The 14240-nt window shown below is 66.6% G+C and carries 16 protein-coding genes and 1 pseudogene; 7 read left to right on the top strand and 10 right to left on the bottom strand.

The features are described from left to right. Window positions 1-835 (top strand): annotated as a pseudogene (locus tag JZ792_RS26055) (hypothetical protein); the annotation flags it as partial. A gap of 5 nt (window positions 836-840) precedes the next feature. On the opposite strand, the gene JZ792_RS42720 reads toward JZ792_RS26055, so the two are convergent. Together JZ792_RS42720 and JZ792_RS26045 are read right to left on the bottom strand one after the other, a co-directional pair. Then, window positions 841-1140 (bottom strand): 2Fe-2S iron-sulfur cluster-binding protein, encoded by a 300-nt coding sequence (locus tag JZ792_RS42720; RefSeq protein ID WP_216914363.1) that lies wholly within the window; start codon window positions 1138-1140, stop codon window positions 841-843. 271 nt (window positions 1141-1411) lie between these two features. Further along, window positions 1412-1873: a hypothetical protein gene (locus JZ792_RS26045; protein WP_216914361.1), complete on the bottom strand. Its 462-nt coding sequence runs from the start codon at window positions 1871-1873 to the stop codon at window positions 1412-1414. 113 nt (window positions 1874-1986) lie between these two features. Here JZ792_RS26045 and JZ792_RS26040 point away from each other — a divergent pair, with 113 nt between their 5' ends. The 4 genes from JZ792_RS26040 (at window position 1987) to JZ792_RS26025 (ending at window position 4325) form a co-directional block, all read left to right on the top strand. Continuing rightward, entirely contained in the window at window positions 1987-2397 is a 411-nt protein-coding gene (locus tag JZ792_RS26040; protein ID WP_216914359.1) for a VOC family protein, read from the top strand. 88 nt (window positions 2398-2485) lie between these two features. Then, window positions 2486-2929: a nitroreductase family deazaflavin-dependent oxidoreductase gene (locus JZ792_RS26035; protein ID WP_216914357.1), complete on the top strand. Its 444-nt coding sequence runs from the start codon at window positions 2486-2488 to the stop codon at window positions 2927-2929. A 57-nt stretch (window positions 2930-2986) separates the two neighbouring features. Continuing rightward, window positions 2987-3781 carry a 2-phosphosulfolactate phosphatase gene (locus tag JZ792_RS26030; RefSeq protein ID WP_216914355.1) on the top strand — a complete coding sequence of 265 codons (795 nt, stop codon included), beginning with the start codon at window positions 2987-2989 and terminating at the stop codon, window positions 3779-3781. Window positions 3782-3797: 16 nt separating this feature from the next. Continuing rightward, window positions 3798-4325, top strand: a complete 528-nt coding sequence (locus JZ792_RS26025) for an AAA family ATPase (protein WP_216914353.1) — start codon at window positions 3798-3800, stop codon at window positions 4323-4325. A gap of 21 nt (window positions 4326-4346) precedes the next feature. Here the strand turns inward: JZ792_RS26025 and JZ792_RS26020 are convergent, their stop codons facing one another. From JZ792_RS26020 to JZ792_RS26000, 5 genes are all read right to left on the bottom strand, one after another. Next, on the bottom strand, window positions 4347-5378 hold the full coding sequence (locus JZ792_RS26020; protein ID WP_216914351.1) for a MerR family transcriptional regulator: 1032 nt from the start codon (window positions 5376-5378) through the stop codon (window positions 4347-4349). Next, window positions 5372-6058 carry a HEAT repeat domain-containing protein gene (locus JZ792_RS26015; protein ID WP_216914349.1) on the bottom strand — a complete coding sequence of 229 codons (687 nt, stop codon included), beginning with the start codon at window positions 6056-6058 and terminating at the stop codon, window positions 5372-5374. The genes JZ792_RS26020 and JZ792_RS26015 overlap by 7 nt, the downstream gene beginning before the upstream one ends. Before the next feature lie 289 nt (window positions 6059-6347). Continuing rightward, window positions 6348-6743, bottom strand: a complete 396-nt coding sequence (locus tag JZ792_RS26010) for a DUF6188 family protein (RefSeq protein ID WP_216914347.1) — start codon at window positions 6741-6743, stop codon at window positions 6348-6350. Window positions 6744-6908: 165 nt separating this feature from the next. Then, a complete protein-coding gene (locus JZ792_RS26005; RefSeq protein ID WP_216914345.1) occupies window positions 6909-7631 on the bottom strand; it encodes an SMI1/KNR4 family protein in 723 nt (240 codons plus the stop codon). A 37-nt stretch (window positions 7632-7668) separates the two neighbouring features. Then, a complete protein-coding gene (locus JZ792_RS26000) occupies window positions 7669-8250 on the bottom strand; it encodes a VanZ family protein (protein ID WP_308165462.1) in 582 nt (193 codons plus the stop codon). Window positions 8251-8588: 338 nt separating this feature from the next. Between JZ792_RS26000 and JZ792_RS25995 the strand changes: the two genes are divergently transcribed. Beyond that, window positions 8589-9050 (top strand): hypothetical protein, encoded by a 462-nt coding sequence (locus JZ792_RS25995; RefSeq protein WP_216914343.1) that lies wholly within the window; start codon window positions 8589-8591, stop codon window positions 9048-9050. Between the two features lie 48 nt (window positions 9051-9098). Here the strand turns inward: JZ792_RS25995 and JZ792_RS25990 are convergent, their stop codons facing one another. Beyond that, window positions 9099-10289 carry a hypothetical protein gene (locus JZ792_RS25990; RefSeq protein ID WP_216914341.1) on the bottom strand — a complete coding sequence of 397 codons (1191 nt, stop codon included), beginning with the start codon at window positions 10287-10289 and terminating at the stop codon, window positions 9099-9101. Window positions 10290-10693: 404 nt separating this feature from the next. On the opposite strand from JZ792_RS25990, the gene JZ792_RS25985 reads away from it, so the two are divergent. Continuing rightward, complete coding sequence (locus tag JZ792_RS25985; protein ID WP_216914340.1) at window positions 10694-11539, top strand: hypothetical protein; 846 nt, start codon at window positions 10694-10696, stop codon at window positions 11537-11539. A 162-nt stretch (window positions 11540-11701) separates the two neighbouring features. Here the strand turns inward: JZ792_RS25985 and ychF are convergent, their stop codons facing one another. After that, window positions 11702-12781: a redox-regulated ATPase YchF gene (gene ychF, locus JZ792_RS25980; protein ID WP_216914338.1), complete on the bottom strand. Its 1080-nt coding sequence runs from the start codon at window positions 12779-12781 to the stop codon at window positions 11702-11704. A 95-nt stretch (window positions 12782-12876) separates the two neighbouring features. Beyond that, window positions 12877-13794 carry a quinone oxidoreductase family protein gene (locus JZ792_RS25975; protein ID WP_216914336.1) on the bottom strand — a complete coding sequence of 306 codons (918 nt, stop codon included), beginning with the start codon at window positions 13792-13794 and terminating at the stop codon, window positions 12877-12879. Between the last annotated feature and the right edge of the window lie 446 nt (window positions 13795-14240).

Below are 14240 nucleotides of genomic sequence, written 5' to 3'. Positions count from 1 at the left end.
GCCGACCCCGCCGTCGCAGCCCATCGTGTCCGGCCCGACGCCGCAGCCCCCGTACCGGACCGACCCCTATACCCCGCCGTCGCACGCCGTCGGGTCCGGTCCGGCCCCGTATCGGCCCGACCTGCACGCGAGTCCCCCCGCGCGCGGAAAGGTCTCGCGCGGAGCCAAGTTCGGCATGGCCACCGCCGCGGTCCTGGTGGTCGCCGTCGTCGCGCTGGCGGCGCTGGCCCTGCGTCCCGATTCCGGCGACGACGGTCCGGGCGCGACCGCGTTCCCCGGCACCACACTCACCACCGGCTCACGAACCGAGCCCCTGATCGTGCCCGGTTCGGGTGTCATCACGAGTCCGGGTGTGCGCGTGACCAATTCACCGGCCGGGGACAGCACCGACCTGCTGACCCCGACGGGGATGCGCCAAGCCGTTTCCGCCCTGGAAAAGGCTTCGGGTGGAACAGAATTCACCGAGGTGACCTTCTACCCGAACTACGTCAACGCCTCCGCGCCGGTCCGGAACAGGCCGAGCGTGTACGACGAGTACGTTTTCCGCAACGGCTCGGCCAGCCGCAAGGGCGCGGGCGGCGAACTCGACGCCGACAGTGCCACCATCGCGCTGAACACGATCAACTGGGACCTGGTACCCGGACTCTTCGCCACCGCGAACGAGAAACTCGGCGTCCCGGAACCGACATTGCGCTACGTGATCGTCAATCCGGCCTGGACCTTCAACGACGAACGCCCCACCCTGCTGATCTACCTGACCGATGATTACGGCGGCGCCTACCTCGCCGCCAACCTCGACGGAAGTATCGTCACGATGTATCCGAGGGGCCGGTGAGACGCTCAGCGACCGAAGCGCAGGGTCACCTCGTCCGATACCGGACGCGCACGACAGGCCAGTACCAGCCCGCGGTCGATCTCGTCCTCGATGATCGCCAGTAGCGGATCCGGCTCCATTCGCGCCCGTCCGGATTCGACGGTGGCGATACAGGTTCCACACGAGCCACCGAGACACGAATACGGCAGATCTTCCCGCTGCCGCAGCGCGACGTCGAGAATCAGGGCGGTTCGCGGCACCTCGACATCGAGATCCGCGCCGTATCCGGTGAGTGTGACCGTACTCGTCCGGGTGTCGGTCGTCACCGGCGTCACGTCCGGGATGTGGGTCTCGAACAGCTCGGTTTCGATCCGCGATCGGTCGATACCGCGTTTCCCCAGCGCCAGTGCCGTTTCGGCGACGAGTTCCTTCGGACCGCACAGAAACCATTGATCCGCTTCGTATTTCGCGACCTCGGGCCGGGGTCGATGCGGCCGTAGCGATATTCGGCCCCGGTCCGCTTATGAGACGATTTCTGAATTCGGTATCAGTTCGCGAACTCGCGGATACCGACGATCTCACCATCGACGGCGAAACTCATCCCGTCGATTCCCCACGTCTCGAACTGTTCGCGATCCGCTCGACCGAGGGGTCCTCGATTTCCGTTGTCGGCGTGTTCGTTTCGTGCAATATTCGCAATTGATAGCCGAAATCTCCCGGGACGAGGACCGCGGTCGCGAGGCGCCGCGCGGACGAGACGTCACCGAGACGGTTGGCCGCGGTGAAGCGGACGACGCTGAGACCGCCACCGTGCACGAGTTCCGCGATATCGGTGATGTCCATCTCCAGACCGGGTTGCAGATTCCTGGCCGACCACAACCCGGCGAGCAAGGTGTCCCTGTCGACCACCTGTCCCACCGTCGTCACCGCCGAGAACCCCTCGTGCAAGACATGGGCGAACCGGTCGAACACCTTCGGCGGTGCGGCCGAACCGATCCATTCGGCGAGATCGGAGTGCATGGCGGTGATCGCCTCGGCGAGGTCGGGATCTACAGACATGTCGCAATCTTGGTCCAGATCCGGTGGCGGTCGCATCGGGGCGCACCCCGCACCCGGCGGACCGGTCAGGAATCGAGAAGCGACCGCCCGACCCGGCACCTAACGTCATCGGTATGGACATCATCATTCATTCGAGTTTCCTGCCCCACGCCGATCCCGAGGAATCGCTGACCTTCTACCGCGACACCCTCGGCTTCGAGGTCCGCGAGGACGTCGGACAGGGCGAGATGCGCTGGATCACCGTCGGCCCGGTCGACCAGCCCGCGACGTCCATCGTGCTGCACCCGCCGACCGCCGCGCCCGGCGTCACCGACGAAGAACGTCGCACCATCGCCGAGATGATGGCGAAGGGAACCTACGCCTCCATCCTCTTGTCGACCTCCGATCTCGACGGCGTCTTCGAACGGGTGCGGGCCGACGGGGCCGAGGTCGTCCAGGAGCCGACCGTCCAGCCCTACGGCGTGCGCGACTGCGCCTTCCGCGATCCCGCGGGCAATATGGTGCGCATCGACGAGCGCGCCTGAGACGAGAACGACGTCCGGTCACGCGCACTGCCGATACTGTTCGTCCCGGACGGGTGTCACGAAACCGATGGATCGATCGGAGGTACTGATGACCGAGAAAGCACAGAAATCCAACGCCCTGTCGCTGTGGTTCCAGCGCAAGATGAACGTGAGGACCACCCGCAGGATCCGGCGCAAACCCGGCAAGGTCATGGGCATGGATATGTTCATCCTGCACACCGTGGGCAAACGCACCGGGCAGCCGCGACAGGCCCCGCTCTCGTGGTTCGGCGACGGCGACGGCTCCTGGCTGATCGTCGCCTCCGGCGGCGGCGCCGTGCACCCGGACTGGTACGTCAACCTGCGGGCGCACCCCGACAGCGTGGCGATCGAATTCCACGGCCGCGACGCCGTCCCGGTGACATCCCAGGTGCTGGAGGGCGCCGACCGCGAGCGCGCGTGGCAGCGGATCACCACCGCTCAGCCCCGGTACACGAAATACCAGCGCAAAGCCGACCGGGAATACCCCGTCGTTCTGCTCAGCGCGCGGTGACGCGGAACCTCCCGTTCCCACTCGGAGATGTCGGTGGGCGCGGATAGAGTCGCGGGCATGGGAGGGGAACAGATCTCGAGGGTGATTCCGGACTGGGCCGAGCAACGTCGGTTCGGTGTGCGGGTCGATTGGGGCCCGGTAGGCGCACAGGCGCTGGGACCGGGCAGCGCGGCGGTCGTCGTGGTCGATATCCTGTCGTTCACGACCTCGGTATCGGTGGCCGTGGACGCCGGGACCGAAGTGCTGCCCTACCGGTGGCGCGACGGGACCGCTGCGCGATTCGCGGCGGACTCGGACGCGGAACTGGCCGTCGGCCGACGCGAGGTCTCGGAGCGTCGGCCGTGGTCGCTGTCTCCCGCGGCGTTGCGCCGCGCTCCCGCACCGCGACGCCTGGTCCTTCCGTCACCGAACGGATCGGCCATCTCGGCGGCGGTCGACGGGATTCCCGTCATCGCCGCGTGCCTGCGCAACGCGTCGGCGGTCGCGCGCTGGATCGTCGACCAGGGATGGGGCACCCGAGAGCAGCCGGTCTCGGTGATCGCCGCCGGTGAGCACTGGCCGGGCCGGGATGTGCTGCGACCGGCGATCGAGGATTGGCTCGGAGCCGCCGCCGTCATCGCGGCGCTCGTCGAATCCGGGGCCGGACCGCTGTCACCGGAAGCGACGCTGGCACGGAGTTCCTACACCGGGAACGCCGATGCGGCGGCACTGGTCTCGGGGTGCGCGTCCGGTCTGGAGCTGGCGAGTATCGGGTTCGCCGACGACGTCGCCGTCGCCGTGGAGATCGAATCCAGTTCCGCCGTACCGGTTCTGACCGACGGCGCGTTCGTCGACGCGCGCGTCGGCGCATGAAAATCGGGCGGCGATCATGCGCATAGGAGTATCAGAACCACACGGCACCGGCAAGACGACACTGGTCGAAGCGCTGTGCGGTCGCCTGACCGATCACCTCTGCGTCGACGAGCCCTACGTACTTCTCGAAGAAGAGGGTTACGAGTTCGAATATCCGCCCTCGCTCGCCGACTACCGTGCGCAGTTGAGCCGGTCACTGCAGTCGCTACGCGCCCCGGCCCCGCGCGTCGTCTTCGACCGGACACCACTCGACTTCCTCGCCTATCTGGCGGCGTACGGGGTCGACGTGGAGGCCGAGATCGACACATCCGTCCTGCGCGCCGCGTTCGCCCGCCTCGACCTGCTCGTCATCGTGCCGATCACCGCCGACACCGAGCGGAGACTACCGACGGCGGAGATGCCGGAACTGCGTCGAGCGGTCGATGACGTCATGCTGGATCTGGTCTATACGGACCTATCGCCGCTGTTCGAGGACGTCACCGTGATCGAACTGGACGGTTCACTCGCCGACCGGGTCGACGCGGTTCTGGCCGCCCTGCGGTGAGGGGACGGTCCCCGGTCTTCGTCACTGTTCGCTCGCTGATCCCTCGTCCGACCGCTCTTCGAGCATCTCCACGAGCGCCGAGGCCAGCAGCGCCACCGACCGATCTCCGTCGTGGACCAGTTCCCGCAGCAGGTTCAGGGCGATCGTTCCGGGCATCTCGGCCAGCGCCTGCGTCAGTCGTATCCGCACGGCCGAATCCGCCGCGTGCGCGGTGAGCTCGTCGACCAGCGCGTTCATGATCCGTTCGGCCCACTTCGCGTCCCGCGCCAACGTTCCCAGGACCTCGGCCGCCTCCACATCGCTGCTGCCCTCGACCACCGAACCGACGAGTTCCGGCACGGCTCGGGTCACGCCCCGCGCGCCCAGCGCGAGGGCGGCGCGGCGGCGGACCGTCGGGTCCGCGTCCTCGAGCGCGTCGGTGAGCACGGCGGTCGTGTCGTCGCCCGGAAGTTCGGCGAGCGCGAGGGTCGCGCGTAGCCGGACGTCGACGTCGTCGGAGCCCATTCCCGACTCCAGGATCGCCACACCGTCACCGCCCGCGCGCGCGAGGGCCCACCGCAACGCTCCGGCGACATTCAGGTCGGATTCGGTCAGAATCGCCTCGGCCAGCAGTTCGGCGGGCATCGCTACGTCCTCGGCCGGAGCGAGGACGGCCTGCTGTCGCCGGGCGGAATCCCGTGAACGGAGTTTGTGCAGGAGTTCGATGGTGCGCAGGGCGTCCTGCCAGCCGGAAGGGCCGGTGGCATCGACCGCGCGGAGTCGGTCGAGGAGTTCCCGCTCCCGGTTCAGTCGCTGTTCGGTCTTGCGGATGAGGTCTCCGACCAACGCGGACGGGGTGAATCCAGGATCGTCGAGCGCCCGCCCGATCTGGCGGAGCGACAGCCCCAGAGAGCGCAAACCTTCCACATGGAAGATCCGCCGGATGTCCTCGGGGCCGTATTCCCGGTAGCCGCCCACGGTGCGGCCCGTCGGTCGCACCAGCCCGAGGGCGTCGTAATGCCTGAGCATCCTGGCACTCACCCCCGAGCGGCGCGCCACCTCGCCGATCAGCACGTCGTCGTCTCCTCCCGTTCCGGTCCGAGCGCGACGACCCGCTTCGCCGCATCGACGGCGAGATCGAACCCGGCGTCGGGATCACGCAGAAGTCCAAGCGTCGCACGCGCGTGCGCACGCACCGCTTCGTCGTGACTGTCCATCGCCGTCCGCAGGACCGGTTCGACCACCTCGCCGAGCGCGACCATGGCACGACTCAGACTCAGCCGAACCTCCCGGTCCCCGCGCCCGAACTGCGTGGCCAGCGTCACCGCCAACCCTTCCTTCTCCGCGTCCGGCACGAGAACGACGGCGGCGCGCCACGCACTCCGCGCGACCTCGTCGTCGACATCACGCAACAGCGACGGCGTGATCACCGACCACGCCTTCGGATCCCCGATCTTGGACAACGTGTGCAGCGCCTGACTGCGCGCCTGAGCACGTTCGGAACGAAGTTCCACGCCGAGTTTCGGCACCGTGATATCCGACGGGAGACGGGTCAGCGCCCAGGTGAGCATGTCGCGAACGAAGAAATCCGGCTCGACCGCGCACCGCCCCACCAGCGCGTCGACAAAACCGGGATCGGGATACGTGCCCAGCGCCATCGCCGCCTCGAGCCGCGTGGACGAGTTCCCCGCGGCCAAAGCGTCGAGCAGTCGGGTGTGCTGTGGGTTCGTGTGTGTCGAATTGATGGGGACCACCTCCGACAGCCAGTGAAGGCCTTGACACCGTGACAATGTCAAGCGCGAACGTGAGGATGTAGGCGACGATCGTATCGGCGGTCTGGACCATCGCACGTGTGGTGCGTCAGCGGTGTCGGGTTCGCGGCGACCCCGGTGAGAAATGGCGTGACCCGAAGGGGTACGTGGTGAGTCGCGGCGCGTGTGGACGAGGGCTGATCGCTGCCCCGCCATGGTCGCCGCCGACGGTTCGTGCCAGGCGAACGTCGATACATCCGCGAATGCCGGCGGGACCGCCGGGCCGAACGGGTCAGGGATGTGGCCAGTCGGACTCGGGCCCGCCCGGCGGGCAGTACCAGCATTCGTCGGGAAGGCAGGCCGACCAGGCTTCGTATGGCGCCTGCGGAGGACAGACGATGTGCGCGCCGGTGTCGAAGTCGAGGGTGAGTTCCCAATCGTGAACCCGCGCGATGGTGATCCGATGGTTCAGTAAGCCCAGTATCGGGGCTGCCGTGAGGGGATCACTGTCGACCCGTACTTCCCAATTCTCGTTCGCCGCGTCCGTGAACCGAAAGTCGGTCAGGTCGATGTGAACGCCGGGCCGATCGGATGCCGCGAGATCGAAGACCAGGCGCACATAGGATTTCCAGATCCAGATCTGTTCGATCTCGAGTCCGGTCAACGCGGTGAACTCGCCCGTGGCCACGGGCGGATCGTAGCGAAGACAGCGACGCGGTCAGCCCATCGAGTTCGGTAGACGCGCTACCCGTCGATGACGCAGGCAGGGGCGATTCCGTATCGAGCAGACCTCGCGACATCGTCGTCTACGTGATTCAGGAGAGCGGATTCCGACAAGTGTGGACCTTCTCTTTCACGACTCCGACGCTCGGGACCGGGCAGAGTTCATGGCTCGGTCGTAGAGCGCGTTGAAGAAATGGTCGCCGGGGTTGCCGAACCACGGCAGCTCTTCGAGCTCCGACCGGTCGTCGTCTTCGTAATCGTCATCGATGAAGATCGATGCGGGCCACCGTCCGGATCGAACCTCGTCGACGAGAAACCCCAGCAAGTCGGTGAAGCTGTCCGCGCAGACGTAGTGCCGCTCTTCATCTCGTCCGAAGTTGATGATCTGGCCGTGGACTCCTTGGGAATCGGGGTCCAGGTCGAGGCCGATGTAGTCGGCGCGCGCGGTATCCGACCACAGCGGGATCCAGCCGGGCGAGGTATACAGCGGTTCGACTCGGCCTTCCGCACCCGACATGACAGCACCGGCGGCTTGCAGGGCCTCGATGTCCTTGCTCGCGCGCACCGGAATCCATTCCGACCAGCAGTCGAGTATCGAAGATGTCGACAGGAAGGTCAGGGTCGGAATGCAGGGCACCGCATGGTCGCCGCGCGTCGATGTCACCGTTCGGCGCTGACCGTTGTGCAGCATGAGGACGGATTTCACATCGTCCGGAAGGCATTGCCCGAGTGCTTGTTCCAGCGCATCGATCTCGGCGCGGTCGGCGGGTGGCCCGAGGTTGTCGTATGCCAGTGGCACATTGACACGGAGCCAGTCGACGTATTCCTCGAAAAGCGTGATCGCCCGCACCATCGAAACCTATCAAGTGCTCGCACGATCGGCCGGTCTGCTACATCGCCACGCTGCTGCGGGACTCACTCACGGATGGCGGGCCGAAGCGGTCCGGCGGGTGCGGCGCCCACCAACGTCGCGAGAGCCTGCCCGCCAGGTATGCGCCCAGCGCGTTCAACAGCACGTCGTCGACGGTGGAGTGGCGGCCGATCGCGAGCGCGAACTGTGCGGCCTCCACCACGATCGACGCCGTCCCTGCCACCAACAGGATGCGGTACGAGCGGGTGAACCACGGCCAACGGACCGGCAACAGGAAGCCGAGTGCCGCGAAGACCAGCAGATTCCCTCCGAGCTGCTCGACGACGCGATTGTCCGCCAGTACCTCGGCCAGATCACGCAGCGGCACCGGATTCACCGATCGACCGGTTCCGAGCGGCGTGAAGATCATCCACAACCACGGCACGGTGCCCACCACCATCCCGACCTCGCAGAGCGCCGCACGCCACCCGCGCCGCCGAGCCAACCACCACGCCACGAGACCCGCGATCGGTATCGCCGCGAACGCGACGAACGCGACTCCGCCCCATGCCTCCCACGTCCCGTTCACACCGCCCAGTATCACCCGAATCACCCGTGCCACCGGTCGGCTCCACAGACCTTCCACACAACCCACACATCGGCCGACGTACGGATTCACAGCCCCGGCCGACCGTTGTCCGCTCACAGTGCGAGGCAGCCGCCATTCACCCATGACGGGCTCGATCAGTCCGAGAAACGGCCACCGATCCGCCTCCTCGTCCAGTCCATGAGCACGGCATCAATTGCACTGACATCACCGCTGTTACACGCGATACTGGGTACGCGAGAGCTGATCAGCGCTCTGAGGCAACGGGGGAAATCATGTCGAGAAAGCAAGGCTGGCTCATTGGCGCCGCGGTCGTGGCTGCTGCTCTGGCGCTCGTCGGGTGTGGGACGTCGGTGGACACGACCGCATCCACCACGACACAGCGACCGAGCCCGTTCAGCACCTCGCGCGCACCGACGACCACCCCCGCCCCACCGCCCGCGCCGGTGCTGAACCGTCGCGCCGAGAACGGCGAGGTCGTCCAAGAAGCGGGTCTCAACGGATCGGGAACCCTGCTCATCAACAACGGCAACAGCGCGGACTTCGCGGTGGTGGTCACCAACGGCAGCCCCAATGCCCCGCAGGCGACGATCTACGTGCAGGGCAACTCCGAGGCCACGCTCACCGGGATCGCGGGCACCTACTTCGTCTACCTGAAATCCGGTGTCGACTGGGACAGCGCCACACTCGGATTCACCCGTTCCCGCACCTTCCAGAAATTCGATGATCCGTTCGACGCGGAATCGGACTGGGAGATCACCCTGCAACCGTCACTCGGCGGCAATGCCAGCACCAGCAGCGTGCCCGCGTTCTGAATCGCCCGAAGCGCGATGGCGGCTGATCCGAGGATCGGATCGCCATCGTCATCTCGGGAAGGCTCGAGCCGCGGGCGGTAGCAATCCGACGATGACGGTCGCCACTCGTACCAGCTCGGTGCACAGCGCGTCTCGCGTGTGCCCCTTGTCTTTCGACGCTTCGAAGATGATCACCCGCGGTTCCCGAGGGGCCTGCGGGTCAGCGAGGACATCGAACGCCAGAACACAGAAGCTGTCGGTGGTCTCCCAGTGCAACATCACCGCGGAACGGTCGCCGATGGTCAGCGGTGTCGGCCGCGCGTAGGTCTGATGGCCGAGTTCGAACAGCGTGCTCTCATAGTTGGCGGCGACACCGGGAGCAAGAATCTGGAACCATTCTCCGCGCCAGCTGCATCCGGATGATTTCTGCTGGATCCGGATATCGGCTGCGGCGAGGTCACTCTCCGGTACCGCACAGGAATCCCAGATTTTCTCCGCCGAAGGCGTGACGGTCGTCGATGTCGTGGTGCGGGTCCGGCTGGTCACCCTCGTGGGCGATTCGTAGTCGTAGACCGTGGTCGGATACGCCGACCGCGCCTGCTGGGCAATCGCTTCGGCGATCGATTGGGCGCCCGCCCGCAGATCCTCGCGCAATTCCGGTGAGTTGGCGACCGGGAAGGTTTGCGGCACGCCCGACCAATCCCTGCCGAAGGTCTCCACCTCCACCTGTAGGTTGCCGATCCGGAACCGGACCCCCACGCGGGTAACGCGCCGCTCGAACTCCTCCACCCAGACGATCGCGTCTTCGCCGATACCGGGAAGCGGTTGCGGTCGCGCGTTGTTGCCGGTCGTGGTGGCCTGCGCCGCCAATCGGCTCGTCGTCGTCCCGACGGATCTCGGGCTTCGATCGAGGCTCATCGAGATCGCGAAACTGCGCGACATCGCGACCCGATGGGGCGCGACCGGTTGACGCAAGATCGGATCGGAGTACTTCATCACGCAGTTCAGGTCCGAGAATTGGTCGCTGTCGTTGCCATCGGTATGTTCGAAATCGGCTCCCGCGTCGTACAACTCGTCCGCGTACGCCTGCACCGCGGACTCCGCGGGTCGTACCGCAGCGGCGCATGTCGAAGGAAGTGAGGAGAAACCCGGCTGATACTTCAGCTGAAAACTCTTGGGAGTGGCACAGCCGACCAGCCATGCCACCATGCACAGAACACCCGACACCACCACGATCCGGTGGCCGCGACGAACACCCACGATTTGCCCCTCCCCCTGTACCGGGATGGCAGAGCCCGGCGCAGCCGAGTATAGGGCGGCCCCTCGACGATGGCCGACGCCGGCTACAGCACCTCCGACACCGCTCCCGCCGTTCACGTGCCCGCTCATCGACACCGGGTCGACGTAGGCACCGGAAAGTCCTTGCACACAGATTCATTCGGCCTCGCCTGGGATCGCGATCAGCGAATCCACGGCTCGCAACCGGGAGTCGGTAAGAAGGTGAACCTCGGTCGTGGCTCCGAGGTGCTCGACACCGAACCGTCGGTCGCGTCGATGGAGGCCATGTCGTGTTGCCGCGCACCCAAGGTGCCCGGTGCGACCAAACCTGAAGTGCCGATTTCACATTCGGACCCATCGAAGCCCGGCTCGATAGGCTGGCCGACATGAAACCGCCAGACCCAAGCCTGCCGCCGACCTATGAGGAAGCGCTGCGAATCGCGCGTGATCTGGCTCGGGATCCCGACACGCTCATCCCCTATCCGCATCCGGGGCTCGAGAATGCCCGGTACGGAGGAGGTTTCGCCTTCCTGGAAACGATCAGCACCGATCGCGGCGATATGGCGGGTTATGTCCTGGTGACAACTACAGCTCACGGCGGCGGGCTACTGTCGGTCAGCGACGACACCATCGACACGGTGATCGCCGAGCACTTGGCCCGAGCCGAACACGCCAACAGAGACATCCCCGACAGCGAACTCTCGGTGGCGCACCGTGTGGCGCTCGAGGCCTACGACTTCGGCCTCACACGCATAGACGGGCACGGGACGATCGATCCCGAGACGGCAGACTACGCCGAGTTCGTTCTCATCGCCCTGCGGCGCAGCGGCAATCGGGGAGACTCCGGGCGTAAAGTCCTCGCCCGCAATGACTTCCTGTTGCAGAGCCCGACCGCGGGGCGTCGATACACCCAACCCTGCCCGCGCTGCGAGCGGCCCACGATCTACGCGGAACGCTATCCCCGCGCGGTCTGCGATCAGTGCCTGAATCGCACCACCGACAACGCTGGGCGCCGGGTCACCGGCTTCAACACCGATTTCAGTGGTGGAATGATCGCTTACTACGCGGACACGCTCGACTCCGGCTCCCAGAGAGAAGAATGCGTCGAGGTCACCCGCACCGGTACATGCTTTATCGACGGACACACCGCGACGATGCGGGAGGGTCGTTTCGGCGGGATCGTCGTGGAGCTGGCGGCCGGTGGCAAGACACGTCGGAGATGGCGTCGATAGACCGACCACGTCGCGGTGCGCCTACCGTTTGCGCCCCGGTAGGCGGCACGTGGCGCCGACCAAGCGGCCGGATCCTCCACCCGAAGGTGGGATGGAAACCGCAGAACGTCCGCCGGGTGGCGGTATATGGTCCGCCCTGTTGGTTCGCGGACCATGCGGCGATCAAACGTTGAAACGGAACTCGACGACGTCGCCGTCGGACATGACGTAATCCTTGCCCTCCATGCGGACCTTGCCCGCCGCCTTCGCCGCCGCCATCGATCCCGCGTCCACCAGATCCGCGAACGCGACGATCTCGGCTTTGATGAAGCCGCGTTCGAAGTCGGTGTGGATGACGCCCGCTGCTTTGGGAGCGGTGTCGCCCTGGTGGATCGTCCAGGCGCGAGCTTCTTTCGGGCCCGCGGTGAGGTAGGTCTGGAGGCCGAGGGTGTGGAAGCCGGCGCGGGCGAGGGCGTGCAGGCCGGGTTCGGCCTGGCCGATGGATTCGAGGAGTTCGAGGGCGGATTCGTCGTCGAGTTCGAGGAGTTCGGCTTCGACCTTGGCGTCGAGGAAGACGGCGTCGGCGGGGGCGACGGCGGCTTTCAGTTCGGCGACCTTCGCGTCGTCGGTGAGCACCGATTCGTCGGCGTTGAAGACGTAGAGGAAGGGTTTGGTGGTGAGGAGCGAAAGTTCCTTCAGGAGTTCGGTGTCCACCTTGTTGCCTGCGGCGAAGAGGGTGGTTCCGTTGTTCAGGATCTCCTGCGCCGTTTTGGCGGCGTCGGCGAGGGGCTTGCGCTCCTTCTTGAGCTTGGCTTCCTTCTCGAAGCGCGGGACGGCCTTCTCCAGCGTTTGCAGGTCGGCGAGGATGAGTTCGGTTTCGATGACCTCGATATCGGAGGCCGGGTCGACCTTGCCGTCCACGTGGATCACGTCGTCGTCGGCGAAGACGCGCACGACCTGGCAGATGGCGTCGGCTTCGCGGATGTTGGCGAGGAATTTGTTGCCGAGACCGGCGCCCTCGGACGCGCCCTTCACGATGCCCGCGATATCGACGAAGGAGACGACGGCGGGCACGATGCGCTCGGAGCCGAAGATCTTCGCGAGGACGTCGAGACGTGGGTCGGGCAGTGGGACCACCCCGACGTTCGGCTCGATGGTCGCGAACGGGTAGTTCGCGGCAAGCACGTCGTTCTTGGTCAGCGCGTTGAAAAGCGTCGACTTTCCGACGTTGGGCAGGCCGACGATTCCGAGGGTGAGACTCACGAGTCAGGAAGTCTACGCGTCGCGCTCGACCTCGCGGTCCGCCGCTCCCGGGAACGCGCGCCCAGCGGGTGCGGTGCTGCCCGGGTGGGGCGGGATCAGGGGATGAGGACGACTTTGCCCAGGTTGGCGCGGGCTTCGATGACAGCGTGCGCTGCGGCGGCGTCGTCGAGGGCGAATTCGGCGTGGACGGCGGGGCGCAGCTGGCCCGAGGCGACGTACTGCCACAGCTCTTGACGCCAGTGGTCGTAGGTTTCCGGGGCTTCCCTGGCGATGCGCGCGATCCGGAAGCCGATCACGGATTTCGCGTCGGCGAGGTCGTCGGCATGGATCGTGCCGCCGGAGCCGAGGGTCACCAGGCGGCCGCCGGGGGCGAGTGCGGCCAAGGTCGAGGTGAGCAGGTCGCCGCCGACGGCGTCCAGGGCGAAGTCGACGGGGTCGCCCCAGGTCGGAGCGTCGTAGGAGACTACGTCGTCGACGCCGAGATCGGTGAGGAAATCGGTTTTCGAGAGGTCGGAGACGGCCGCGGTGACACGTTTGGCTCCGCGGATCCGGGCGAGTTGGACGGCGAGGTGACCGACACCGCTCGCCGCCGCCGTGATGAGCGCCGAATCGCCGGATTCCGGTTTCGCGGCATCGAGCGCGCCCAGCGCGACCAGGCCGCCGCGCACGAGGGCCACGGCGTCGACGGCGGACGCGCCGTCCGGGATGGTCGAGGCCATCGACTCGTCGAGCAGGGCGTACTCGGCGTAGGCGTGGCCGAAGCACGGACCGGTAACCCGGTAGCCGGGCATACAGTCGGTGACGCCCTCGCCGACCGCGACGACTTCACCGGCGATCTCGCCGCCGAGCGGGCCGGGTTGCGCCGTCTCCCGAACTCTCCGCACGACAGGCAGGGTGACGCCGATCGCGTCGACGCGCACGAGGAGCTGACCGGGGCCCGGTGTCGGCACATCCACCGATTCCACCTCGAGTACCTCGGGACCACCGTTGCGCGCATATCCGACCCGACGCATACCGACCTCCGTTGATCGTCAGAAGGCGTAACGGTAACGGGAGGACCTGCGGATATTACGTATCCACTGGCGTTGTTGTGCGGCATCTCACGACCGTCTCCGGGAGGGCTCGATACTGGGCACGCTGCGGAATCACCGGCAGGTGCGGTGGTCAGGCCTCCGGCCACCCCCGAGCGATCACGCGCGCTCGCCGACGATCTGCGCCGTCTGGGAGCCGGCGGCAAACCGGTCGTCGCGGTGTTCAACGGCACGGTGGTCGTCGCTCGACGCTCGTTCGCTCGGTCCCAGCGTTCGCAACGTGCGGCAAGGCATCGCGGGGCCGACGACCGAGTCCGGGCATCATTCTGACCTCGGGCAACCCGCCCGCAATGCGTCCGACATGCGATGTGCGGGATCGGTCCGGCCTGCGTGGACATTCACTGCGTCGGCTGCGAGGTTTCCGCCGA

This window comes from Nocardia noduli (genome assembly GCF_019038455.1).
Classification (GTDB): Bacteria; Actinomycetota; Actinomycetes; order Mycobacteriales; family Mycobacteriaceae; genus Nocardia; species Nocardia noduli.
Note: the sequence above shows the minus strand (reverse complement) of the source record. Positions and strands in the feature narration are given on the sequence as shown.

Coding starts and splice junctions, on each gene's coding strand:
- JZ792_RS26005 (WP_216914345.1), bottom strand. CDS start 7,631: ATGGTGCGGGCGATCACGCTTTTCGAGGAATACGTCGACTGGCTCCGT.
- JZ792_RS26030 (WP_216914355.1), top strand. CDS start 2,987: ATGGGAGGGGAACAGATCTCGAGGGTGATTCCGGACTGGGCCGAGCAA.
- JZ792_RS26040 (WP_216914359.1), top strand. CDS start 1,987: ATGGACATCATCATTCATTCGAGTTTCCTGCCCCACGCCGATCCCGAG.
- JZ792_RS26045 (WP_216914361.1), bottom strand. CDS start 1,873: ATGTCTGTAGATCCCGACCTCGCCGAGGCGATCACCGCCATGCACTCC.
- JZ792_RS26035 (WP_216914357.1), top strand. CDS start 2,486: ATGACCGAGAAAGCACAGAAATCCAACGCCCTGTCGCTGTGGTTCCAG.
- JZ792_RS25975 (WP_216914336.1), bottom strand. CDS start 13,794: ATGCGTCGGGTCGGATATGCGCGCAACGGTGGTCCCGAGGTACTCGAG.
- JZ792_RS26025 (WP_216914353.1), top strand. CDS start 3,798: ATGCGCATAGGAGTATCAGAACCACACGGCACCGGCAAGACGACACTG.
- JZ792_RS25985 (WP_216914340.1), top strand. CDS start 10,694: ATGAAACCGCCAGACCCAAGCCTGCCGCCGACCTATGAGGAAGCGCTG.